Origin of the sequence: Hominiventricola aquisgranensis, assembly GCF_040096225.1 — a bacterium.
GTDB classification, from domain to species: domain Bacteria; phylum Bacillota; class Clostridia; order Lachnospirales; family Lachnospiraceae; genus Hominiventricola; species Hominiventricola aquisgranensis.
Map to the genome: position 1 here is coordinate 1 of NZ_JBBMFC010000008.1, position 21,408 is coordinate 21,408.

General features: G+C 45.4%; 33 protein-coding genes. 1 reads left to right on the forward strand and 32 read right to left on the reverse strand.

What is annotated here, in order from left to right:
• Positions 1-226: 226 nt before the first annotated feature.
• From WMO62_RS05665 to WMO62_RS05680, 4 genes are read right to left on the reverse strand one after another with little or no spacing between them, the layout of a single operon-like run.
• A complete protein-coding gene (locus WMO62_RS05665; RefSeq protein ID WP_349144061.1) occupies positions 227-550 on the reverse strand; it encodes a ribonuclease in 324 nt (107 codons plus the stop codon).
• Positions 551-553: 3 nt separating this feature from the next.
• Positions 554-871 carry a hypothetical protein gene (locus WMO62_RS05670; protein ID WP_349144062.1) on the reverse strand — a complete coding sequence of 106 codons (318 nt, stop codon included), beginning with the start codon at positions 869-871 and terminating at the stop codon, positions 554-556.
• 12 nt (positions 872-883) lie between these two features.
• Positions 884-1,384: a DUF2829 domain-containing protein gene (locus WMO62_RS05675; RefSeq protein ID WP_349144063.1), complete on the reverse strand. Its 501-nt coding sequence runs from the start codon at positions 1,382-1,384 to the stop codon at positions 884-886.
• 15 nt (positions 1,385-1,399) lie between these two features.
• Positions 1,400-1,708, reverse strand: a complete 309-nt coding sequence (locus WMO62_RS05680) for a serine/threonine protein kinase (RefSeq protein ID WP_349144064.1) — start codon at positions 1,706-1,708, stop codon at positions 1,400-1,402.
• Positions 1,709-1,838: 130 nt separating this feature from the next.
• Here WMO62_RS05680 and WMO62_RS05685 point away from each other — a divergent pair, with 130 nt between their 5' ends.
• Positions 1,839-2,111 (forward strand): hypothetical protein, encoded by a 273-nt coding sequence (locus WMO62_RS05685; protein ID WP_349144065.1) that lies wholly within the window; start codon positions 1,839-1,841, stop codon positions 2,109-2,111.
• Here WMO62_RS05685 and WMO62_RS05690 read toward each other — a convergent pair.
• From WMO62_RS05690 to WMO62_RS05825, 28 genes are all read right to left on the reverse strand, one after another.
• Positions 2,108-2,869, reverse strand: a complete 762-nt coding sequence (locus WMO62_RS05690; RefSeq protein WP_349144066.1) for a hypothetical protein — start codon at positions 2,867-2,869, stop codon at positions 2,108-2,110. The two genes, WMO62_RS05685 and WMO62_RS05690, sit on opposite strands and share 4 nt — an antisense overlap.
• Positions 2,869-3,267, reverse strand: coding sequence for a hypothetical protein (locus tag WMO62_RS05695; RefSeq protein ID WP_349144067.1), 399 nt, complete (start codon positions 3,265-3,267; stop codon positions 2,869-2,871). Before WMO62_RS05695 ends, WMO62_RS05690 begins: the two co-directional genes overlap by 1 nt.
• Entirely contained in the window at positions 3,267-5,492 is a 2,226-nt protein-coding gene (locus WMO62_RS05700; protein WP_349144068.1) for a hypothetical protein, read from the reverse strand. The genes WMO62_RS05695 and WMO62_RS05700 overlap by 1 nt, the downstream gene beginning before the upstream one ends.
• Complete coding sequence (locus WMO62_RS05705) at positions 5,493-5,864, reverse strand: hypothetical protein (RefSeq protein ID WP_349144069.1); 372 nt, start codon at positions 5,862-5,864, stop codon at positions 5,493-5,495.
• Between the two features lie 10 nt (positions 5,865-5,874).
• Positions 5,875-8,400, reverse strand: a complete 2,526-nt coding sequence (locus WMO62_RS05710; RefSeq protein WP_349144070.1) for a phage tail protein — start codon at positions 8,398-8,400, stop codon at positions 5,875-5,877.
• Between the two features lie 47 nt (positions 8,401-8,447).
• Positions 8,448-8,591, reverse strand: coding sequence for a hypothetical protein (locus tag WMO62_RS05715; protein WP_349144071.1), 144 nt, complete (start codon positions 8,589-8,591; stop codon positions 8,448-8,450).
• A 1-nt stretch (position 8,592) separates the two neighbouring features.
• On the reverse strand, positions 8,593-8,961 hold the full coding sequence (locus tag WMO62_RS05720) for a Gp15 family bacteriophage protein (RefSeq protein ID WP_435390463.1): 369 nt from the start codon (positions 8,959-8,961) through the stop codon (positions 8,593-8,595).
• Positions 8,924-9,220: a hypothetical protein gene (locus WMO62_RS05725; protein ID WP_118596307.1), complete on the reverse strand. Its 297-nt coding sequence runs from the start codon at positions 9,218-9,220 to the stop codon at positions 8,924-8,926. Before WMO62_RS05725 ends, WMO62_RS05720 begins: the two co-directional genes overlap by 38 nt.
• Before the next feature lie 12 nt (positions 9,221-9,232).
• On the reverse strand, positions 9,233-9,682 hold the full coding sequence (locus tag WMO62_RS05730) for a phage tail tube protein (RefSeq protein ID WP_118596308.1): 450 nt from the start codon (positions 9,680-9,682) through the stop codon (positions 9,233-9,235).
• 10 nt (positions 9,683-9,692) lie between these two features.
• The gene (locus WMO62_RS05735) at positions 9,693-10,097 is read right to left on the reverse strand and encodes a phage tail terminator protein (RefSeq protein ID WP_349144072.1); all 405 of its coding nucleotides are present in this window, start codon (positions 10,095-10,097) and stop codon (positions 9,693-9,695) included.
• Positions 10,097-10,477, reverse strand: a complete 381-nt coding sequence (locus tag WMO62_RS05740) for a hypothetical protein (RefSeq protein WP_349144073.1) — start codon at positions 10,475-10,477, stop codon at positions 10,097-10,099. Before WMO62_RS05740 ends, WMO62_RS05735 begins: the two co-directional genes overlap by 1 nt.
• A complete protein-coding gene (locus WMO62_RS05745; protein ID WP_349144074.1) occupies positions 10,477-10,815 on the reverse strand; it encodes a hypothetical protein in 339 nt (112 codons plus the stop codon). The genes WMO62_RS05740 and WMO62_RS05745 overlap by 1 nt, the downstream gene beginning before the upstream one ends.
• Positions 10,816-10,819: 4 nt before the next feature.
• A complete protein-coding gene (locus WMO62_RS05750; RefSeq protein WP_349144075.1) occupies positions 10,820-11,206 on the reverse strand; it encodes a head-tail connector protein in 387 nt (128 codons plus the stop codon).
• Positions 11,206-11,472 (reverse strand): hypothetical protein, encoded by a 267-nt coding sequence (locus WMO62_RS05755; RefSeq protein WP_349144076.1) that lies wholly within the window; start codon positions 11,470-11,472, stop codon positions 11,206-11,208. Before WMO62_RS05755 ends, WMO62_RS05750 begins: the two co-directional genes overlap by 1 nt.
• Before the next feature lie 10 nt (positions 11,473-11,482).
• Positions 11,483-12,385: a capsid protein gene (locus WMO62_RS05760; RefSeq protein ID WP_349144077.1), complete on the reverse strand. Its 903-nt coding sequence runs from the start codon at positions 12,383-12,385 to the stop codon at positions 11,483-11,485.
• A gap of 15 nt (positions 12,386-12,400) precedes the next feature.
• Positions 12,401-13,015, reverse strand: coding sequence for a hypothetical protein (locus tag WMO62_RS05765; protein ID WP_349144078.1), 615 nt, complete (start codon positions 13,013-13,015; stop codon positions 12,401-12,403).
• A 181-nt stretch (positions 13,016-13,196) separates the two neighbouring features.
• Complete coding sequence (locus tag WMO62_RS05770; protein ID WP_349144079.1) at positions 13,197-13,412, reverse strand: hypothetical protein; 216 nt, start codon at positions 13,410-13,412, stop codon at positions 13,197-13,199.
• Positions 13,402-13,722 (reverse strand): DUF4406 domain-containing protein, encoded by a 321-nt coding sequence (locus WMO62_RS05775; protein ID WP_349144080.1) that lies wholly within the window; start codon positions 13,720-13,722, stop codon positions 13,402-13,404. Before WMO62_RS05775 ends, WMO62_RS05770 begins: the two co-directional genes overlap by 11 nt.
• A gap of 70 nt (positions 13,723-13,792) precedes the next feature.
• On the reverse strand, positions 13,793-14,119 hold the full coding sequence (locus tag WMO62_RS05780) for a YjcQ family protein (protein WP_349144081.1): 327 nt from the start codon (positions 14,117-14,119) through the stop codon (positions 13,793-13,795).
• A 12-nt stretch (positions 14,120-14,131) separates the two neighbouring features.
• Positions 14,132-14,389 (reverse strand): hypothetical protein, encoded by a 258-nt coding sequence (locus WMO62_RS05785; RefSeq protein ID WP_349144082.1) that lies wholly within the window; start codon positions 14,387-14,389, stop codon positions 14,132-14,134.
• On the reverse strand, positions 14,386-16,149 hold the full coding sequence (locus WMO62_RS05790) for a phage minor capsid protein (RefSeq protein ID WP_349144083.1): 1,764 nt from the start codon (positions 16,147-16,149) through the stop codon (positions 14,386-14,388). Before WMO62_RS05790 ends, WMO62_RS05785 begins: the two co-directional genes overlap by 4 nt.
• 194 nt (positions 16,150-16,343) lie before the next feature.
• Positions 16,344-16,499, reverse strand: a complete 156-nt coding sequence (locus tag WMO62_RS05795; RefSeq protein WP_349144084.1) for a hypothetical protein — start codon at positions 16,497-16,499, stop codon at positions 16,344-16,346.
• A complete protein-coding gene (locus WMO62_RS05800; protein ID WP_349144085.1) occupies positions 16,489-18,075 on the reverse strand; it encodes a phage portal protein in 1,587 nt (528 codons plus the stop codon). The genes WMO62_RS05795 and WMO62_RS05800 overlap by 11 nt, the downstream gene beginning before the upstream one ends.
• The gene (locus tag WMO62_RS05805) at positions 18,072-19,436 is read right to left on the reverse strand and encodes a terminase (RefSeq protein ID WP_349144086.1); all 1,365 of its coding nucleotides are present in this window, start codon (positions 19,434-19,436) and stop codon (positions 18,072-18,074) included. Before WMO62_RS05805 ends, WMO62_RS05800 begins: the two co-directional genes overlap by 4 nt.
• Positions 19,436-19,894, reverse strand: a complete 459-nt coding sequence (locus WMO62_RS05810; protein WP_349144087.1) for a terminase small subunit — start codon at positions 19,892-19,894, stop codon at positions 19,436-19,438. The genes WMO62_RS05805 and WMO62_RS05810 overlap by 1 nt, the downstream gene beginning before the upstream one ends.
• A gap of 77 nt (positions 19,895-19,971) precedes the next feature.
• Complete coding sequence (locus tag WMO62_RS05815) at positions 19,972-20,373, reverse strand: type II toxin-antitoxin system HicB family antitoxin (protein WP_349144088.1); 402 nt, start codon at positions 20,371-20,373, stop codon at positions 19,972-19,974.
• Between the two features lie 83 nt (positions 20,374-20,456).
• Positions 20,457-20,630 carry a type II toxin-antitoxin system HicA family toxin gene (locus tag WMO62_RS05820; RefSeq protein WP_349144089.1) on the reverse strand — a complete coding sequence of 58 codons (174 nt, stop codon included), beginning with the start codon at positions 20,628-20,630 and terminating at the stop codon, positions 20,457-20,459.
• A gap of 336 nt (positions 20,631-20,966) precedes the next feature.
• The gene (locus tag WMO62_RS05825) at positions 20,967-21,392 is read right to left on the reverse strand and encodes a sigma-70 family RNA polymerase sigma factor (RefSeq protein ID WP_349144090.1); all 426 of its coding nucleotides are present in this window, start codon (positions 21,390-21,392) and stop codon (positions 20,967-20,969) included.
• Positions 21,393-21,408: the final 16 nt, after the last annotated feature.

The window sequence follows — 21,408 nt, forward strand, 5'->3', positions numbered from 1 at the left end:
TCGGTCGCAGGATGTACCAGCCTTTACTATGTACATAAAATGGCTGCATGCTTACCTCGCCCTTTGTATCGTTGGTGCTGGATGTCTGCTTCTGATCTCCGACAGATCCGCCGGATAACTTTCCGCGCTCATTGATTCGCGCGGATCCAATCATAATTGTTGCCATATAGTTCTCCTTTCTTGCGACATCGCAAAAGGGGGCAGCTCATGCCGCCCCACAATTTAATTACTGTTTGCTATATTTTGACCTCTGCCAAATCTCCGTAACTCTTTCCCAGCCACCAGTCGCTACCAAATACACAATAAAGGCTGCGATAAATGACGCAAAAATGTAGTACCACTCAATTACAATATTATAATACTGGCAGGCGATCACCACCGCCACTGGGCACAAGATAAGCGACACACAAAGAGCCACTACGCTGGTCGGGATCTTTGTCACCCAAGGCAGGTCCTTAATCACCTGTGTGATACAGGACACCAGGAATGCTGCTACTCCTACGGCCATCAGTGCATAAGTTACATTCTGCATTAAAAGTTCCATGTTCATATTCTAGTCCTCCTCATAATCTTCAATTACTGTTTCTACACCATATTCAATAGCGCATGTATGTTCCACTCTACAGCCCCTGTACTCTGGCCATCCTTTGCAAAAGAAAGCCACATCTGCTGTAGCCAGCAGTTCCAGTGATTTTCCAAGGTAATACAATCCTTTGGTCTTTACCTCCGGTGCTCCCTGGAAGAATGAATCAACCAGCTCCACCTTTTCTCTCAGCTGCTTTTCTGCTTTCTCGATTGCTTTCTGACGCTCTGCCAGAATTTCCTCATCTGTTTTGTCCTTCATTGGCTGACTAATAAATAATTTTTTCATGATATTTCCTCCCTATTCTGCAAAAATCCAGTCTTCTGCAAGCATGTCCGCCTGAGATGCTAACCATCCAATACAGATTGTGTTCTGTGCTGTCTTCATGCAAATTGAATTAATACACTTAAACTCTCCATTGTTTGAGAGACACTTTGTAAGATCCTCGCCGTCTGCCAGAAACAGATACATGCCCTTTCCATTCCATCCCTTACGTGCAACCTTCATTCCACGCTTTAAGTATTTGATTGCTTCTCCAAATGAGAATGTCGCTTCTCCTCCAAGTAGCGGACAATTCACTGCATCTGCAATCTGCCACTCGTCAGACTGCATATTCATCAGGGTGTACTCAACACGCTGTGTTTCTCTGATATCCAGCAGATCTTCCTGGTCGGCATCTTTTTTCCGGCACTGCATCATAACTGTTTTCTTTTCTTCATCCCAGCACCAATATCCTCCCCATGACGGGAGTTTTACTCCCCTTCCTTCTTTCATCGTTTTGAATGCTTCTGAAAATTTCATGATATTTATCCTCCTCTATACAAGTGCATGAACTGCCTGCTCCTGCAGGAAGTCCTTCTGCTCATGTTTGATCTTCTTCGCATAGTCAAGAGCTGCATGCATATCCCCGTTGCAATGTGCATCCGGGATTCTGGCTACTGCTTCCGCTGTGGCTTCTCCCAATGCTATGCTTGCATTGATTCCTTTGACTAACAACAGCTCCTGCTTCTCTCTCGCTTTTTCTTTTGCGTCCATACGGGCTTCAAAGCGGCGGATCATCAATGCTACCAATGCTGACGGGATACCAGCTGCAAGAATGATCGTCCAAATCTGAGATGTATCCAACTTTATCAACTCCTTTCGGGCATAATAAAAGCCCCCAGTCTGGGAGCCTAGAAACATCATATTTAATTGGTCGGTGCTCTGATCATAATAGCCTCCTTTCTTAAAACATTCCAGTGAACTAACTGAGAAGATGACATCTGTAATTGGATTTCCTGATTATTCAAATTCCGAAATTTTGATCACAAATAAAAAAGGGAGTGGTACGATCGCAGAAAATGGTTGGCTTGCAATCAACGAATCAGGTGCTTCATCTGAAGTATCAGTAAAAATAAATAACAAAATTACATATAGTGTCAGATTAGCCAATTCTTTGATGATTCCGGTTTCATCTGGTGATACATGGGAAGTTGCATATTTTACAGCAAATTACTATTTATGGTTTATTCAAAATAAAACAATCTAAAATTTTATTCCAATAATTTTTACTGGAATTGCATAGCTATTATTTGCAGCTACTTGAGTATGCGAATTGCTGTATCCTATATCAAATTTAATTCCAGATTGTGTGATTATAAATTTTCGGTAATACAATCTAACATAATATTCGGTTGATTTTACCTCTGAAAACGTCTCAGTAAGATTGTTTTCTTTATTAAAAATATTCAAAAAGAAATTAAAATAATTATGTGTGTTATTATAAACCGAATGGCATATTCCTATCATGTCGAAATCTGATATGTTATCAATCTGAATTTCTTGAGCAACGAATGGTGTTAAATTTGTAGTACTATTCCATTCTGGATTAGTCCACAATACAACTAGCTTTTTAGCTGCATCTTCCATCTTCTCAGTTAGTTCATTGCACTGTTTTTTAGCCTCCGCTATTTCACCCAAAATATTGGTTCTCTCAACCTGGCTCTCATCCCACTCACCAGGCTCATGATCTACCTTAAACCGCCATGTTTTATTGTCATAGATTACGATGTCTCCGATCACATATTTCTGATCCGGCTTAAATCCATCGTTATCATCAGCTATAATTTTTCCGGTGGCATTGACTGTCTTCGTTATGGCATTCACATCTTTCGCCCCGAATTTATCGCCGCCATTTTCGTACTCTGTCATATCGACCGGAGATACTGTTCCATCACCGTTGTCAAGCATTTTGTATTTCCGCAAACCAGCAAATACCGCGTCCTTATAATCTTCCTTCAATGCCATCAAAAATCTCCTCCATTCAGTGTAAATTCCAGTGTTTTTCGTCCATTCGCTGTACCTGTCAGGTATTCGTGCAGTTTCAGACAGGCGGATTCAATCCGATTCAATTCTTCTGATCCAATAAATACTTTATTGGCTTCATACATCCTCTTTTCGCCGATAGCAAGTCCACAGGTCCCGTTATTTATCGCATCCAGGTTGTCCTCAAACAGATCTATCTCGTCTGCATAAAAAGATATATCCGCATAGGTTTTATCTGCTCCCATCTCAGCAAACAGAAATTCTGGCCATGCGGATATTGCTATCTCATGCAGTGCATCAAGATTTCCTTTAATCCGGTTGTAATCTTCAACATTAAAATAATCTCCCGGTGCCCATGTTGTTTTTGGTGTCTGCCACATCACTCTACCCTCCTCGCTTTAATCGTTCCAGACAGAGCTCCGTTATAAGTCAACTGGTGCTCCGAGATCCTGACCTGCATATTCTCCACATACTTGTTCTCCAGAAAAATCAGATCATTTGCATCGATCCTGGCTTCACCCCGGTATGACAACTCATATTCCCGGTCTGCCTGCAGATAATCACCGATCCAGTCCGCCAGATCCGCCGCGTGGATCAGCTCCGACACGAGCGGGTTGCTCCATGTTTCCAGCGTACCTGTGGTATGTAGCTGTCTGGTGACTTTTGTATAAGACAAAATATACTCGCGCCCCATGACCACCGCCTCAAGCTCCACAGGCTCCGTAATGCCTGTAATCTCCACTGTTGCATAATAATTACTGCTGTCAATGATTCGGATGCTCTGACCGGCTTCTGGCTCCACAATGGAGCATGACAGACCATAGGATGCATTGGAAAAATAAAAGGTGTACTGATTGTCCGCCGAAGAAATGGATATCTTCTCTCTGGCCAGTTCCACATCAGCCACCTGTCCCTCTCCGTACAGTGTCCGCATGATCTGCAGTTCTTTGACCTTCTGCAGCTGTTTTCCCTTCGGAGTCTTCATCAGATTGGCATAGGTCAGCTCATAGTCTGTACTATCGCCAAAAGTAATATTGTCCAGGATCACAGGACTATACGACTTTCCACCCTGGAATTCTATCTGCAGTCTGTCCCATTCTGGAAATTCCCGACTTATGGTCGTTACTCTTTCGGCATCCACTGCCAGCTCTTCCTGCAATACATCTACCAGATACATGGTCAGTTTTACTTTTCCCGGATACAACCGGCCGAAGCTCAGCTGCATGCCAAAGCATTTATATGCAGCCTCTGCAGATATTTCTATCTGAGGATTCGCGGCAAAATTTCCGGATGCATCTGTGATTGCAGCTGAGACATATCCAGTCTCCAAATATTGCACTCCATCCTGCTCCCGGGGAAGGAAAAACATATTGCTGTCTACCCGTGTATACTCCGGCGCCGAAATTGCATACTCCGATTTATCCCCGCTGGTCAAAATCTTTTCCGGCTGTGAATAATAAGCTGCATCCTCCGTCTGTACCGTCATATCCGGTGCAAAGCTGGACTTCATGTAGATGTTTCCATTCCTTCCCTGGGTAATAATGCATCGGCCGGCATTGGCAATCAGCTGCAGAGCTTCTTTGTGTTTTACCACTGGCATCGGATTATAGACTCGTACATTTTTCAGATACGGATCCAACCAGTATGTCCTTAGATCGATGCCTGCATCCGCAAATACATCAACCGCCAGGTCATACAATGTGATTCCATCCGACCTATACATACCTCTGTAATAGGTACCAGTCATATTGTCAAAACGATCTGTGGCCGAAAATGACATTTCTTCATCGTCCACGGACCACTCTGTCAACTGCAAGGCTATGCCGGGCAGCCACTCAATGGATCCGTCTTTCAACTCCTGACCGTATAACGCTTCAATCTCCTGTCCAGCCTGCAGATAATTGACCGCACTGGCTGTATTTTCGATATCCCACTTCCGATCCTTGTTCGTCACCGTTGCCGTGAAATCCAGTGTTGGAAGCTCCTCGCTGATGGGACTCACATATTCCTTCTTGGTTGCTGTCTTGATCTCCCGGCTGGAAAAATAAATGCCTGCTCCCATGATGATCTGGTGGATCCGGAGCTTATTCTGTCCCTGCAACATCTTGGATGGTTTGATCAACAGATAGGTCACTCCCTCAAACACTTCATCTGTTGTCCATCTGCTCTCTGCATTTCCAGTAATATGCATAGCCTGATGATCTGATTCAACCACAAAATCAACCGGATACATCTCTCCAAAATCAACAGTTAATCCTTTCAGATCATAAGCCACTGGAAAATCTATCCTGATTGTCCCAAGAATCTCATGTGTAACTATTCCCTGGTTGAGCACTGCCATCTCCTTCTCCCGCGGCAGAAAAAACATCTGACTGTCAACCTTCGTATAATTCTGATCACAAGCTACATATAACTCTGAAGGATCAACAGTATAGTTGTTCAGTGGCTTTGTAAGTTCTGAATAATATTCATATCCATCTCCTGTCACCGTAGCCGTGGACTGAGCTTCCTGGTTGACTACTCCGATGGAGATCCGCATATGACTTACCTGATCAATATATTTTTGTGCTTTGACTTTCTTATATTTCTGGCTTGCACTCTTCATCTACCGCTCCCCGCAATCTATCAGATTAACCTTGCAGTTTTTGTATACCGTCGGAAGACCCGTAACTGGATCCTCCGCTGCAATATTCGCCGTACGGTTTCCCGGATACATCCGTTCCGTCTTCCATCCGCCATTTACCATATCCGGGAACTTCACAACCACCACAAATTCGTTGAACTCCTGCATGATCGCATTCCACTCTGCTGCATCCAGCATGGTCCAAACCAGACCATCGATCTTATCCTGATCACGCCCGATTCGTTGCCCTACAAACTCTCCCAGAGCGTTCCTGCCGTCAGACACATTTGTAGCCACTGTAAGACCGGGACCGATATCATAGTTCTTATAGGGATGTCCATTGATAAATATCATATGCTGCCTCCTATCCCCGCAGCGGATAACCGCTCCGGTCTTCCAACTGTTTCAGCTTATTCTTAATATCACGGATATCGATATTCACCGTCAGATCCAATGCCTGGATCACCTCAATGATCCGTTTCAGCAGATCAATCATCATCAGTAAATACTGGTCCGTCATATTCTGATTTGATGCCATCGCAACAGCCCGATCCACCATAGCCTGCATCTTATCCTCCGGTGCCACGATCTCGCCCTGATGCCGATTATCACCGATCATGGCCAGCTGTGGTGTATTGGCACGTACAAAACCACCCTGCGCCAGACGCGGAATAGATACTTCTGAACTATGCGGAATATGGAGTCCAAAGGACTTACCGCCCAGTCCACCAGGTGCCCAGTCAGGGATGTCAAAATGCAGATTATTAAGGGCATCAACCATCTTGTTGATCGCACGGACTACTCCGTTCGCCATCGATTCCACCCCGGAAAGAATCGCGTTTATCGTCGATTTGATAGCCGCCCACATATCGTTAAAGATCTGCGACGTGGTATTTTTCACGGATGTCCAGGTATTGTTCCAGCTGTTCTGGATTTTACCGATCACGGTATCAATTCCGGTCTGAATTGCACGAATAATAGTTAATATAGAACTTTTAATAGCATTCCATATTTTTGAAGTAGCCTCTTCAAGTCGTGCCCAACCATCTCTCAATCGCTCCAGCGTATCCAGCAACAACAAAATCATGTTCATGATCACTAATACAGCTACAGAAATAATTTCTGTAATAGCGTGAATTATCGGAGAAATCACAGAATCATAAGCGACTTCTATAGCGTCTACAAAATTAGTAATCAAATCTTTGACTATGCTGATAGATGGCTGGATAAAATCAAGTAATTCCTGAAGAACCTGCTTAATTGTATCTTTGTTATCAATAATTGGCTGTGTTAATAGATTTAATATATCCCGTCCGAATTTTGCAAGAAGTTCCTTCAACGTCAATATTGGATTAACAAATATTGCAATCAAATCTGCCGTAATCTGTTTCGCCGAATCACTACGAAATACAGAAAATATTTCTGACACTGCTTCAGCATAATTTCCAGAAATCTCAGCCATATCGCCCCGAATGTCGAACATAGAAATCAAATGTTGTTTAAGACGATTACTATTTTGCTGAAGATATAACTCTATTCCACCAAGAACATTGTCAGCTATCGTGGCGCCAATGCTCGCCGCCGAACCAGCTGTCTTGCCAAGGTTATAAGCAACAGAATCAGCAAATTTGTTTGCAGCCGTCTGAACCTCTGGATCCAGGAATATATTCTTCAGGCTTTTCTTGATGCCTCCCAGCTCACTCTTGATCGACTGAAATACACTGGTATCACCAAAACCGTCCCAGAAGCCCTTAGTGGCCAAAGCTGCCAGTTCTTTCATTCGATCAATCAGAGCCTGCATCTTACTGTCAGTCTCATCCAGCACGGAGGTATCCGCCAGGGAACCCATGTCGAAGCTGTCTGAGCTGTATCCGCCGCCAGATCCGGAGCCGGAAGAGGAATCTGTGGACTGATCAATGATATTCAGCTCATCGATTCCTGTCGTAATGCCCTTGAGCTCCTTTGCAGTCTTCTTTGCCGCATCTCCGACACCACTGGTGGCATTCTCCGCCTTACCGGCTGCCGCTGCCACATCAGCCATTCCGGATGCAGCACCACTGGAACCTTTCTTCCCACTTAATAGCTCCGTGAATGACTTAAATGCATTTGCCAGAGTCATCAGCTTACCAATGATCATGTTGATCACTTTAATCACCGGCGACAACACATTGATCAAGCCCTGACCGATCGTGGCTTTTAAGCTGTCAAACTGTAGCTTCAGGATGCGTACCTGGTTCGCCCATCCATCAGACGTCCGTGAGAAGTCCCCAACTGCAGATGTCAGCTGATCCTGCACAAACTGGTACCGGAGTGCAACCTTTTCCATCTCAGACATCTTTGCTGTGGTCTTTCCAAAGCCGTTGGCCATCGCGTAGCTGTCCAGAGCTGTCTGGGTCATGACCACTCCGAGGTCCTTCAGGCTCTCTGTCTCACCGGTAAACACCGATTTCAGCTTGGTATATGCTTCGTCCTGACTGATGTTGTAAAAAGATGCCACGTCTCCAGCCAGACCAGTCAGAGTCGTAGACATATCATATGCCTGCTTCTCGCCAAACCCGAAGGCCTTTGACATAGCGCCAAACGTTCCCGTAAACTTCTTGGTCATCGTCTCAGACAGACCAAACTGTGCTGCAGCATTCTTCGCAAATCCGTCAATCTGCTTATTCATATGTGGGAATACTACATCCACCACATTCTGAACTTCTGCCAGATCTGATCCAAGATCAATGCACTCTTTGCCGAAATCAGCCAGCTTCTTTACCGTAAAAGCTGCAGCCAGAATTTTTCCTGTTTTTTTGGCCAGACTCTGTATTCCAACCAGCTGCTTATCAAATCCGTTTTTATTTATTACCAGGTCAAGGCCAATCTGACCTACACTTTCCGCTGCCATATACTTCACCTGCCCTTTTTATAAGACAGGCACATCGGCACAGCGTCTTAGATTCTTAACTCAAATACTTTTCTACATTCCTTATTTTTACACTTAAAAAATACACCTTTACAGACTGCATCCGCAGATCTATTTGCATTGACCGGATGGCCACAATATGGACACCGGACTTTCTCTTTTTCTGTGTCCATATCAACCTCCTGCCATTGCGGCCATCATACGTTCCAGATCAGCCATCTGCTCCGCAAAGTTCTCTGCAGTAATCTTCTTTGCTGAGGAATCTCTCCACTCATTGCGGATCCGCTTCTGCTCCGGACTAAAGTGCTTCAGGATGTTCTCATCATTTTCTGACCGGATCGCTACGATCCGCCCCAGAGCAGTCTCCGGAGAAAGTCCTGCAAGTAAAGCCTTAAATTCATCCCAGGAGACTGTCTCAAATTCTTTTGTCCGGATTCTCAACCCGTACTGTGACAGGAAACTGGACACGATCAAATCCCAGTCTTCAAAAAGATCATAGTACGGGTCACTGCTCCCCCTGGTCAGTTTCCTCACCAGTAACAAGACTTATAGCCGCTTTGATTATCGTTACCAGGTCATCAAAACATAACTTCATCTTCTCGATTTCTTTTCTATCTTTATCTGGAAAGATCAGATTATATATCGCTGCAACTTCTTTCGGACCCGGATCATCCGCTGCCAGATTCATGATTCGAAGTACAGTCGGAGCGTCTGCATTGACCTCCAGCTCCTTTCCTTTGATCACAATGAACGGATTACCATCAAAGGTCAGCTTGTCCGTAATATCTACTTTTCTTGCCATATCTCTGTTCTCCTATTCTGCCGGTGTAAAGGTCGGTTTTCCATAAACGGTTGCCTCAAACTCCAAAGTATCTACATTGGTAGAATCACCGCCACCCGGAGTTGTTACGTTGATCACAACATCACTGGAAAGCTTTGCTCCAGAAACCATAGTCCACTCAAATTTGGTCATAACATCCTGACCAAACTTCCAGGCAAGACCCGCAATGTAATCATTTCCTACATCTCCGACAGATCTTTTACCTTTGAAGGAGAAACTCAATTTTTTACCGGTCATGGCGGATTTTGCCCAGCCACCGGCATCCATTGCGTACCATTCTTCTACTGTTCCATCAATAGACGGAGAAAAATTCTCCAAATCCTTCGGCATCGCCATATCGCCGTCTACGCTGTCCATTCCTTTTGTACCAAACTTAAATACATTGTTATGTACCGGGTACACTTTTCCTGCTGTTTCAGCCATTCTTCATTCCTCACTTTCTCTGATAAATAAAATCCAGCCAGATCACATATTCATATACCCCGTTATCATCCGTTCCCACGTCCTGCGGTTCAGGAACCATCAGGCGGATGTAATTGATAGGGGTATCTCCTATGTCCAGGCTGGATACATTTCTGATAGTTTCAAATAACTTATATGCTGCCGCTTCGCTCTCCGGCTTGCTGCGATTCCAGTGGACCAGCAGTGAGATCGGACGCACATCGTAACTGGTATAGTCCAACCCGCCAAGTGCAATGTTCGGCGGACCAGAAGAGCTGCGGCTGTATACACCGATGGACTTCTGCTGTTTATTATCCAACTTACCCATATAGACATGCTCATCCTCGGCAATTCCAAGAGATGCAATCCATTCACGGATGTCTGTGGTCTTCAGCATCACACACCACTCTCCTTCTTGTAAAATCTCTTAAATGCATTCGGGGCAAAGTCTGCTTCACTTCCACCCGGCAGCCAATCATCCAGCCATTTTCCTTTTGCGTTCGGATTTTCACCCTTCTGGAATCTATATTCTGGATGATAATAAAGCCGTCTGGCATAAGGTGTGGCAGAAACCAAAGACACCTTCCCACTGGACGAATTGCTATCATCCACAAAGGTTGCATCTTCTTCCAGATGGCCAGTATCAAACGGCATTACCTGCGCCTGCACAACTTCCGTATGCAGTGCCTCCGCCGTCTGCTCCAACGCCCTCACTGCTGCCTTGGACAGCTCATTGATCCGCGCCATATTCAGCTTTACCGTTGATTTCACCTGCATCAGACCACCTCTAGACTGCAGTAATTCACCGATCCATCTGGGTTCCGGTTTTTACAGCCCTGCTCGATCCGCCGTTCCTGCCCAAATACGGTCAGTGTGCCTCCACTCAAGGATGGCAGATCCGGAGCAATGTCTCCGGGGAACATAGCTGTGCCGGTGACCTGCACCAGCTTCTTTTCTGCAGTCAGGATCGTCTTTGTCTTGTCCTGGAAGTTGCACATCAAATCTGCATCAAATGTGTACTCTGGTTCTCCCAGTTTATTCAACTTCTCAGATTCCAGATGTACGTGCACAGGAGTTCTGCAAAACCGCTTTGAAATCAAACATGGATATCTCATATCCTCACCTCGCTAACCGGCAGCACAAGCCTGTCTGACACAGCAGGGCATATGTATCAGCTTTCATGGCAACACCTTTCCCGACGATCACATTCCAGGATCCGCCGAACTGCATTGCCACACCGTTGATACTGTAATTCTGCAATACTGTGTCGATCATATCCGCATTTTCATACTCGAAATCCACCTGCTGGCACACAACCTCTTGGATAAGTTCCTGCTGGAACCCGGTCAGTGTGGAAAATCCCCGACCTACGATCCGATTGTAGGTCAGGGAATCAATGTGCCTGCATGCTTTACGCAGTGCCTTCTGAAGCTCTTCTTCCGGGACTGTGGATCCTCCATAGACAGTCAGGTAATAATCTGGTGATACATACGGTTCGTATGCCATCACTCCACCGCTTTCTTTCTGGTTGCAGCTTTGCCTGCAGGTTCTACTGCAGGTTCTTTCTCCTGGGTCTTCAATTCAGCAATTTTGGCTCTGAGCTCCTCATTTTCTTTCTTGAGTGCCATATAATCTTCATATGCCACGGTCTTTCCGGCACCATATGCGATCACATTTCCATCATCACCGTAAATATCATACCCGGCAATCTGATAAGCCGCCATCTGCCCCTCATCAATGCTATATACTTTATTATCCTTTTCAGCTGTCATGACCATTCACCTACCCTTCCGCTTCTGCATTGATTGCAATGCCACATGCTTTATTCTGGATCAGGAACGTATCTGTGTAATAACGGTTCTGATATACATACTTATCAGCAGTTCTGGAGTCCGTTCCCGGAGTGAACAGCTTCATATACGCATATTTATCACGGGAAATTACACAGGACGGATGAAGCAGCATTGCATTCACCTGTTTTGCAGCAGCGGCCGGAGTACAGCCGTTTGTAAAATCATACTTGGTCTTAAAACGGGCAGACGGTACCGTCTTGATCTGCACATCATCCAGACCATGCACACGTCTGTCGATCACACCAGCTGCTCCGACAGACATGGTTCTGGTAATCCCATCTGCACTCTTCAATAACTTGTTGATTGCAGAGGTCACGTAGAAAATACGTCCTTCCTGCGGTACAGACAGGTCATCCATTTTGGACATCTGTTCGTCGAACCACTCCAGGATATTTGCAGCAGTCAGAGCCGTGGTATCAACCACTGCTCCATCAGATGCATAGGTCTTTGCTTCTGCATACAGCTTGGAAAAACGGTAGCTATCCTTCTCCGGGATCGCCTGCTCTGTCTCAAAGGTGTTCTGGATGTTCGCCACTTCCAGGACAAGGTTGGTCTCGTCGATATCCATCGGATCAATCGCAAACTCGATATCTCTATCGTGAGCGAGCTTTTTCGGCTCCCAGTCGTTGGTAATGGTCCCTGCATTGAATCCCATACCGCTACGGCTATGATCCTTGTAGCCGGATACTGTGATCTTCGGGATCTTGATTGTCTGAGCATTCAAAAACTTGATGCCCTGGTTAGAAAGAGTCAGCTCATTGGAAATAAGCTCTCTTGCATATTTCTGTGCCAGTTCTCTCTCAAATACTTCTGCATAACTATATACTGCCATTTTTTATTTCTCCTTTTATTTTTTGTTGCCGAAGATAGATGCCAGCTGATCTTCCTGGCTCGGCTGCGGATTGGATGATCCTCCAGGATTACCAACCTGGATAAATCCTGCCCCTCCTGCAGTCTGAGGTTTCAGAGCCGGTACATCCTCCAGCACTTTCTTCAGCGCATTGTTTACAGTTTCATTGTTGATCTTTCCATCCTGCCCTATCGCCTGACTAAAATCTGCCAGTTTCAGGATATACGGGATGCTCTTTGCATCAATTCCAAGTGCTACGGCCTCCAGTGTTGCAGCTGCCTGGATCTGAGCCTGCTGAGCAGCAGCCTGTGCCTGAGTCATCTGTGTCTGCAACGCTCCAACATCCGGAGTATTGGCGGCTTTCTGCTGCTTAAAAGCAGCGATTGCCTGCTCCATCTCTTCCTGGCTGAGCCCCTGCTGTTTGAAATATCCTTTCAGCAGACTATCCTCTGTAGCTGCCTGTTTACCGGAAATCAACTGAGCCAATTTGTCATAATCAATCTCCACAGGTGCTGGTGTCGGTGTAGGATTCGGTGCCGGACTTGGTGCTGGTGTCGGTGCAGGTGCTGGATCTGCATACATCTGCAGATTCATTGCTTTCAGATTTTTCATGATTTTTAGTCTCCTTCCACAGTTTTAAGAGTGTCTCTCTATAACAGTTTTATGGGTGTCTCCCAAACAGTTCATTCAGTGTGTCTCACCGTAGTTTTGTGCCTTCGGGCATAAAAACAGCACCCAGGACTTGCCTGCGTGCGTCAGCTGCTGTTTCACGGACAGCTCCGAGATAGCTGGATCACCGCCTTTCTACGGATATCCGTCTGCCATTGAACATGATCGTGTCACCGATCTGTGCCACATCGTCACCTTTTACTCTCACCCCTTTCACTTCTGCATGACCATCTCTAGTCCGGTACAGGATTGTTGCTATGCCCTTCTCGATGCGTTCTGCCAGCCATGATGGTGCCAGGATATCCGCATCTTTTGTTACCGTGTAATACTCATTCTTCATAAATAATGTCTAAGCCATAAGCAACTGCTGTTTCATGCTCCAGCCGGCAGCCTCTGGCTTTCTCCCAGCCTTTACAAAAATACGCTGCGTGACACAGACTCATATTTTCCAGTGACTTTGCAAGGAAACATAGGGGAATCTGAACAACTCCACGTTTTTTCATATTTTCCTGGTTATACCATTCATCTGTAAAAAGAGTGTTTACGATCTCATACCCTTTTTCTTTCAGAATTCTGATTGCCCGTTCCCTTGTCTGAATGATCTCCTCATCCGTTTTTCCAGCCATCGGCTGTGATAACATTGCTTTCATAAGTTTTCCTCTCTTTCTTAAAAATGTGTATAAAAATACCACCGGCCTACTGACTGATGGTACTAAAATACTAAATTATGTTCGATGCCGTGTCTACAATTCCCTTGGCCAGATCTGATGCTTTTCTCATCAGACTGTTTTCTTCCAGATATTCCAACCCTTTTAAGGTTAATTCTGGTCTTGTAAGTGCCACTCTTGGGTACCCACATTCCAATGCATTCCACGTTTCACCGCCAGATATATATCCCTCTTTCAAAAGCATTGCCATAAGCCTGCTCCATTTAGGATCAGATAACCCTAATGCTTCTGCAGAAATACTGTTTTGATCAAATTCTTCTAAATCCATTGATTTCTGTAAGATACGAAGAATCCTGTAAATGATGCTAAAGTCTTCCATCTTTCACCTCCCCTAATAGTCTGCCTCCGGGTCATATTCTTCACCAAATAATTCCCACATCGTTTTATTTTCAGTAATACATCTTTCTATGATATCTGGCCATTCTTTAGGTGGCAATGACCAAGCTTCTGTCATCAATCCATTATCTTCTGGGAAATGTTCCTGATATTTTCGGATTGCTTCATCTATTTTTTTGTCCAATTCTTTTTCCTGTTCCGTAGGTTCTTTCATATTTTCCCTCCGGAAAAATTCTGGCACTACGTAAGTCATACAAGTTCCTCCATCATATCCTCGAACATCTTATAGGCTTTAGGAAAAGTCTCTTTAAGGATATCCATTTTCTTGGAATCCTGTCTACACACAGCTTCAAAGAAATGTGCAAAAGCTTCTTTTCCTAATCGATCAGGCTTATTCCAGTAAGTAACATTCTGATGGTAATATTTTCCAACACACTGATTTTTACTCATAGCACCAAACAAATCTGATACTGAATGGAACTCTGGAGCTCGCACCTTATTCCCAATATCCGCATAAGCCTCTTTCTGGCTACAATTATACAACTTCTGGTACCCAGTTACAAGATTTTCAAAATCCTCTTCGAGTGCCTCTTTGAATTCAGGGCGCTGAGACATTCTTCCTGACAACCTATCAACTCGATGCCCCAGTTCATGAAATACACCTGTCCATTGTCCTCTCTCATCCACAGAATCACTTTTTAGATCAGCTCGTATTCCTTTTTTACTTTCGCGGTTTTTAGTAAAAACAGATTCATTTATGATAACTATATCGTCCTTATTATCGTATATAAATTGACGTATATTATCAGGCGCATTTTCTATACTGCTTAAAATGGAGTCTTTGTATTTTGAATTTATCTCAAAAATGCTCACCGGTTCATGATCTGATAACCTATCCAGTACCTTTTTCACATGTCTTAGTCTATCAGCCTCATCTCCCCACTCAGAAGCTTTTCTGTCATAGTCTTCCTTATTCTCCGGATCCAGCGAATACTTGGCCAGACGATCATACTTCTCCATCTGACGCTGTGCGTACTGCTGTCTGGCTTCCTGTTTCGCCTGTAGACCAACTTTCTTTAGTTCTGCTTCCGTCCAGGTATCATCGGCCGTGGAAATGCCCGGAAAATATGTAGTGTGGCTGTCCTTGCACCGTGGATGATACAGACCCTTGCTGATGGCATAACTCATCAAAGGATATCGCTTCCCGGTCTCCGGATCTACACCATCACTCCTGCCACCGCTCCACACATCATCAATCAGAACCTTGCCTACAAATGGCAGACACTTCGGGCAGGGATTTCCACGCTTGGCCATGATGACTGTGGTAACGCCCCACTCCTGACGTTTCTCGCCCTCTCCCTGCAGGTATGCCCTTTTACTGGCTGTTCGTATCGCCATATCAGCATAGTCAGCCAGGGTGTGTCTTGCTCCATTGGCATACTCTACACAGTTCAGACCACGGGACAGCATATCTTTGGTAGCCATATCAACAGCTTTCTCGTAAGTGCCGGATCCAGTGTTCGCATACACCTGAGCATTGAAAATTGCCTTTCGGTAATCATCCTCTGCCTTTCTGAGCACCGCCGTCTCTGCTTTCTCCATGTCCTGCCGGGTCGCTTTGATCAGTACCTCCAATTTTCGGTCGTTCAGCTTAAAAAACTCAGCGATCATAGTCTGATGTGCAGGAGATTTATTTTTTCCATGAACTTTCCAGCCCTTCTTTATGGCCTGGAGTATCCGGATCTCCTGCTGCATATTTCCAGTCTGTCTCGCCTGTCTGATCAGCTCCTCAATCTGATTGTTGATATTCTTAAATTGCTTTCGATACTTCCTCTGATTATTGCGTTTATATTTTTCCAGAGCCTTCAGCTGCTCTGCCTGCCACATGGACCAGTTGTAGCCTTCCTCGGTCTCTTCTGCCCTGTGCCGATCCATATTCCGGATCATGGATGCCATCAACTCATTCTCGATACGCTGGAAGGCTTCGGCAAGATTGTATTCGTTACTCGCCATTTGTGATCACTCGTTTCTGCATATGCTCCGCAATTCTTGCACAACGCTTCCTGTTTTCGCAACGTATAATGTTCTGGCACTTTGGGAGTTCCCCGATACGGCAATACTCGTTTTGCTCCACCTCAGGAACAAAATCAGGACAATATTCGCAAAAATCCTGTAATAACAATGTAAAACCGGAAATCTCCACACAATCACCCCCTGTTAGCCAACACCCTGAATCCCCGTGCCTTAAATCCTCTGGTCAGTTTCTTCAGCTGCGACATGCTCTCACATTTATCACAACGCAGCTCCGCATAATCCTCCTTCTCAATCGCGTAGATTCCGAACGGTACCTGCTCACTGGCCACCTTCAGCAGCCCCTGGTACTCCTGTCGGCTCATTCTGTAAACGTTTTTGCCCACTGCCACCTGCATTTCCTTCACCTCCCAGATTGACGCCAAAAATACCAGCAGCCATATTGACTCCTGGTTCTTCTACTTTCGCTATCCCCTGCTCCGCTTTCAGGCGAGCTATTTCTTCCTGTTTCCACTCATCATCTCTGGAATCTCCGTACAGCTCTTCCACCTGTGCTTCCACGCTCATCAGAGCCACACCCGGCCGTGCCTTTGCCAGTGTCTCCACCTGGCTTTCAAAGGATGGGTTCGCATATTCTCCAAACGGGATATCCACCTTGACCTCTTCCACCGGCCTCTTCATCAGGATGTTATAAGCATTCAGTGCCGCACTGACCACTTCCGGAAGTGTCTCCTGAAGAGCCTCCACGATTGCATTTCTGGTATAAAGTGTGGTCTTCTCTTTTTCCCTCTGGGCTTCAGCATTGTCCAGCTTCTTCGTGTCGATACCAAGAGTACTGGGACTGATGATCCCCTGCAGGCACAGATCCAAAGCTGTAATGTAAGATGCCAAATAACTCTCATGGGGGATATCTGGCTGGTCTGTCTGGACTTTATTCTCTGCTTTTTCGGACATATCATTGTCCCCGGCAAAGTATCTGCAGTCAAATGGGTTAGGCTTAAGGATCTGCCCTGTCTGCGGATCTTTCGGCACCAAGCACTCAGGGATGTATGTTTTTGCTCTTCCGGCTCGGAGAGCATCCATCCACTGTGAAAAAACCTCATCAAACGCATCAAAACTGTCCAGTTTTCCGTCAAAGATAGAACCGCCGCGTCCCTCATACTTTGCTGATTCATACACCATGATTGGCACAGCCAGGATCGCATTCTTGTCAAATGTATAATCCTTCAGATTCTTTGTTACTTCCAAGCTACTCAGATCTACCTGCTGTTCTCCTCTGTACAGTTCATTCGTAATATAGCCGTAGCCATAGCATTCGTTCAGCACATACCGCTGTCCCCTGATATCATATGGTGTCTTAAAAATGACTTTCTGAGCTCGATCATGTTGCCGGATGATCTCCACTCGCTCTCCCGGGTACCATTCCAAGATCGGATACTCACTCACCTCGGTATCGATCGTCACTTTAAAAGCACCATCACCGATATACAGCACTTCCTTCAGCGCCTTTTCTATCTTCTTCCGGAATTTATTTTTCTTTTCGATTTCTGACCAGATCTGACCCTGCTTTTCATTATCAAAATCAAAATCATTCATATCGACCAGAGTAATTGCTGTCAGTGTCCGCACCATCAGTCCTGGCAGACCAGTATGAATCTTTCGCATCTCCATTCCCGGTGTAGACCTGCTGGCCCAGAATTTGTATTTATCCGCATATTCAAGAAGATTTCCGTACAACTGCTCCAGCTCGTTGCTGTCTCCACGGTACCAGATCCGATCTCTGATCGCATGAGTCTCAAAGTCCATCATTTCAGTGATCTGTATATTATACGGACTTGCCGGCTGAATCTGTAGCCAGCTTCTTACTCCTCTTCGTATATTGTCATTCATCTTTTCTAACCACCTCATTTCTCTTCCTCCTCAAATCCGATCAGGTTACGGTACGGAATCCATCCATACTGGTTCGCATTGATCGTATGGTCGTTCCGATCCTCAGGCTCATCCTTGTCCTCTTTCCAGCTATACTTATCAAGCTCAGCCAGATGCTCTGGACACTCGTCTACCACCAGATAACAGCCTTGCTGGATCCAGCCAAGCTGTAGCTTGATACGATCGATAATCTCCAGCTTTTTATAAGCATCCCAGAAGTTATACATGCAGCCTTTCAACCGCTTATACTTTTTCAGCTCTGTGATCGTAGCCTGATCCGCATTGTCCACGTAGACATCCTTGGCAAAGCCCCATGTCTTTCTGCACTGCTCCAGAAATGCTACCAGCTTCACTGCTGTATCACTTGGGGCGATGGGAACATCCAGATCTGCATTGTTATATACCTTTTCCGCCAATGTGATCAGGCGCCGGTCTGTTGTGATTCCCTGAAAGAGCATTGAGATCGTATCTGGTGACTTACTGGAATAGGCCGTATCTACTCCACAAGTAAACTTCTTCCAGCGGATTCGACCAGCTCTCACTTCTGCCTGCACCCATGCGGATGTCACTACCTGCTTCTTCCGGTCAAAGTTTGGAAACACCAGACCAGTTGCCTTACCCCGCAGCCCCAGGATCTTATCCTTCCAGATTTTTGTACCCTTCGGTGTGTTCTGGATGATCCGCTGCTTCTTTTCTTCCGGAAGGCCGGCATTATCGTCAAAAGAAAAGAACCAATGCACCCAGCTGGGCTTTGGTTCCTCTTTCAACTCATCTTTAATTTCCTGCGGAGTCTCCGACTCCCACTCTGGAAGCGGTCTGCTGCAGTTAATATATTCTTTGTACACATCCAGGCTTGGATCATCCGGATTCAGAGTCGCCATCAGGTAATCGCACCGCATGGACGCCTCACGGACAAAATCAATATCTGCAGTGTTGATCTCATCAATATACAGGCATCCATACTGACCGCCCAGAGCGTCTTTCCATTTCCGCTTATTGCCATAGCCAACTACGAAAATGATCTTGTCGCCGCCGGATGTATGGAACAGGATATGTGGCATCTTGTATTCTCCGGATCCGTTGCCCTTATATTCCACTAAGATTCCAAAATCATCCAGGATTCCCAGATCCTTGTTGATGATGTTCTTCTCCGCTGCTCCAGTATCATCTGCTGCCAGAATATGCAGCTTCTTTGGACTCTCAGCCACCTTGAGCATAAACTTGAACAGCCCTACTGTTGTCTTTCCGGCCGCCGTCGTGCCTTCCAGGAACTCTGCCGGAGCATCACATTGAAGAAAGGCTTTGTACTTGTCTGACAGTACCAGACGTTCAGCGCTCACTAGCCACCACCTCGCATCTGCTGCAGGATGTCGTCCAGCTTAGCCTTCTCATCATCCAGGCCGGAGACCTCAACCTTCTCCGTAAACAGTGAATATCTTTTTCCTAACAGTTCCGCTGCTTTCAGCCGATCTCTGGCACCTACCTGTTTCTCGACGATTCTGGCTTCACTGCAGCCATCCCCGATTCCTTCAACAACCACTGTTTCCTCTCTGATTTCACCTCTCAACACCGCCGTCAGATGCTCCATGACCTCTTGCACATTAGCAACCCTCTTTGACTGCAGTTCTTCCAGTCGTTCGTTGATGTACTGCTGAATCCGAGTATTTCCGAGTAACTTTCTGGCCGCTGCATCTGCGGAGCTGTTCTTCTTGCAGTTCGGATACGCTGCACGGTAAGCCCGGGTGGCATTTAGATCGATCAGGTACTCATCCGCAAATATCTTCTGTTTTTCAGTCATCCAGGCTCACCTCACTTTCATTTTAGGACAGAAAAAGAGCCACCCGAGTGGGTGACTCTCTTAACACAACAAAATAATTATCCCTTTGCGCCTCTCATTCCTAATAAGTTACTTAAAGCATCTTGTAAAATCCGTGAATAATTAACACCTATTTTATCAGCCTCCACGCTCATCCAATAGGGAATTGTACAATTTTTCTTTACAGCTTTGTTATCATTCTTTTTTCGATACTCTGAGAAATCAATATCTACCAATGTTACAATATCATCTTTTTCTGGTTCAATTTTTTTACTATACGGTTTCGGAATCTCCTTTCCATCATCTTGCATATCAATCCCCATTAAACCTATGGCGTCTCTTGCCATTTCCATTGAATCCGCGATAGTTTCGCCCTGAGTTCCTGTATCGAAATCCGGGATTCGTACGTAATACCACCCATCCTCAGTTTTTGAAATAAAGACTGGGTATGCTCCTTTCATTTTAGTTTCCTCCTTATTTGTTTGGCTCAAATCTATATTCTAATCTATGAGATATATAAAAATAAAGAATAGGGCACTGGGGTTTATTTCAACCCCAGCCTTTTGATAATGTCTTGTGCAAGACGCTCATTGATTTCTGAATGTCTTGGAATAGGTTCAACTTTTGAACCATCCGTATAGAGATCATGGCTCGCACCATTTCTCTTCAAAAACCACCCGTTCTGCTCAAGACGTTTCACTAAGTCCCGTCTTTTCATGCTAATACCTCATTTTCGAAATATTATCTTCGAGTTACGTCTATATTATACGTATAATATGCGTATTTGTCAATAACTTTATACGTATTTTATGCGTATTTTCATAACAAAACATCCTGCATTTCTACAGGATGTTTCAAAAAATGTGATGTAGGTAAGTAACAGTCTTCGCATCTACATGCCGGCGTACTGTCTCAGCCAAATCACCGCCGAAGCTCTGACACCTCAGCGGCGGATGATATGGGAAAAGATTAAATCATGCAACGCATCTGCAGTGATTTCAGTCTATACTATAGCATACGAAAACCGGACAAACCGGACAAATCGGACAAACTTTCAATTTTCATCAAAAAATCTCTGGTATTCTTTCCGAACACCTTCCTCCGTTGCCTTCCGTCCCATCTTCATAGCTACCTGACGCCACGTCAGCCCCTCAAAGTCCCGGTATCTGATGATCCGCTGCATCCTCACCGGAATCGTGTTAAGCCAGGCTTCCACCTGGCTCTTGATCTGTGCTGCAGCTGCTTTCCGCTCTTCCAGGATCAGCTCCTCCCGGTCAAGCTGTCCCGGATTCTCCAGTACGGAGTGGGCGATGCCCGCAACCTTAAAGCTCTTCGCGGCAAAAGGGAAGTCGCGCATGGACCCCTTCACAGCATCGACCACCACCGTCTTCCGGTTCTTGCGAAGCTGCCGGATCTGCTCCTCTGTCTCCTTCACCGCTTCGCAGGCATCTATGTATTGTTTGAGTATATCCTTGTCCATTGCTACCGCCTCCCTG

Coding starts and splice junctions, on each gene's coding strand:
- WMO62_RS05665 (WP_349144061.1), bottom strand. CDS start 550: ATGAACATGGAACTTTTAATGCAGAATGTAACTTATGCACTGATGGCC.
- WMO62_RS05670 (WP_349144062.1), bottom strand. CDS start 871: ATGAAAAAATTATTTATTAGTCAGCCAATGAAGGACAAAACAGATGAG.
- WMO62_RS05675 (WP_349144063.1), bottom strand. CDS start 1,384: ATGAAATTTTCAGAAGCATTCAAAACGATGAAAGAAGGAAGGGGAGTA.
- WMO62_RS05685 (WP_349144065.1), top strand. CDS start 1,839: ATGACATCTGTAATTGGATTTCCTGATTATTCAAATTCCGAAATTTTG.
- WMO62_RS05690 (WP_349144066.1), bottom strand. CDS start 2,869: ATGGCATTGAAGGAAGATTATAAGGACGCGGTATTTGCTGGTTTGCGG.
- WMO62_RS05695 (WP_349144067.1), bottom strand. CDS start 3,267: ATGTGGCAGACACCAAAAACAACATGGGCACCGGGAGATTATTTTAAT.
- WMO62_RS05700 (WP_349144068.1), bottom strand. CDS start 5,492: ATGAAGAGTGCAAGCCAGAAATATAAGAAAGTCAAAGCACAAAAATAT.
- WMO62_RS05705 (WP_349144069.1), bottom strand. CDS start 5,864: ATGATATTTATCAATGGACATCCCTATAAGAACTATGATATCGGTCCC.
- WMO62_RS05710 (WP_349144070.1), bottom strand. CDS start 8,400: ATGGCAGCGGAAAGTGTAGGTCAGATTGGCCTTGACCTGGTAATAAAT.
- WMO62_RS05715 (WP_349144071.1), bottom strand. CDS start 8,591: ATGGACACAGAAAAAGAGAAAGTCCGGTGTCCATATTGTGGCCATCCG.
- WMO62_RS05725 (WP_118596307.1), bottom strand. CDS start 9,220: ATGGCAAGAAAAGTAGATATTACGGACAAGCTGACCTTTGATGGTAAT.
- WMO62_RS05730 (WP_118596308.1), bottom strand. CDS start 9,682: ATGGCTGAAACAGCAGGAAAAGTGTACCCGGTACATAACAATGTATTT.
- WMO62_RS05735 (WP_349144072.1), bottom strand. CDS start 10,097: ATGCTGAAGACCACAGACATCCGTGAATGGATTGCATCTCTTGGAATT.
- WMO62_RS05740 (WP_349144073.1), bottom strand. CDS start 10,477: ATGCAGGTGAAATCAACGGTAAAGCTGAATATGGCGCGGATCAATGAG.
- WMO62_RS05745 (WP_349144074.1), bottom strand. CDS start 10,815: ATGAGATATCCATGTTTGATTTCAAAGCGGTTTTGCAGAACTCCTGTG.
- WMO62_RS05750 (WP_349144075.1), bottom strand. CDS start 11,206: ATGGCATACGAACCGTATGTATCACCAGATTATTACCTGACTGTCTAT.
- WMO62_RS05755 (WP_349144076.1), bottom strand. CDS start 11,472: ATGACAGCTGAAAAGGATAATAAAGTATATAGCATTGATGAGGGGCAG.
- WMO62_RS05760 (WP_349144077.1), bottom strand. CDS start 12,385: ATGGCAGTATATAGTTATGCAGAAGTATTTGAGAGAGAACTGGCACAG.
- WMO62_RS05765 (WP_349144078.1), bottom strand. CDS start 13,015: ATGAAAAATCTGAAAGCAATGAATCTGCAGATGTATGCAGATCCAGCA.
- WMO62_RS05770 (WP_349144079.1), bottom strand. CDS start 13,412: ATGAAGAATGAGTATTACACGGTAACAAAAGATGCGGATATCCTGGCA.
- WMO62_RS05775 (WP_349144080.1), bottom strand. CDS start 13,722: ATGAAAGCAATGTTATCACAGCCGATGGCTGGAAAAACGGATGAGGAG.
- WMO62_RS05780 (WP_349144081.1), bottom strand. CDS start 14,119: ATGGAAGACTTTAGCATCATTTACAGGATTCTTCGTATCTTACAGAAA.
- WMO62_RS05785 (WP_349144082.1), bottom strand. CDS start 14,389: ATGACTTACGTAGTGCCAGAATTTTTCCGGAGGGAAAATATGAAAGAA.
- WMO62_RS05790 (WP_349144083.1), bottom strand. CDS start 16,149: ATGGCGAGTAACGAATACAATCTTGCCGAAGCCTTCCAGCGTATCGAG.
- WMO62_RS05800 (WP_349144085.1), bottom strand. CDS start 18,075: ATGAGGTGGTTAGAAAAGATGAATGACAATATACGAAGAGGAGTAAGA.
- WMO62_RS05810 (WP_349144087.1), bottom strand. CDS start 19,894: ATGACTGAAAAACAGAAGATATTTGCGGATGAGTACCTGATCGATCTA.
- WMO62_RS05815 (WP_349144088.1), bottom strand. CDS start 20,373: ATGAAAGGAGCATACCCAGTCTTTATTTCAAAAACTGAGGATGGGTGG.
- WMO62_RS05820 (WP_349144089.1), bottom strand. CDS start 20,630: ATGAAAAGACGGGACTTAGTGAAACGTCTTGAGCAGAACGGGTGGTTT.
- WMO62_RS05825 (WP_349144090.1), bottom strand. CDS start 21,392: ATGGACAAGGATATACTCAAACAATACATAGATGCCTGCGAAGCGGTG.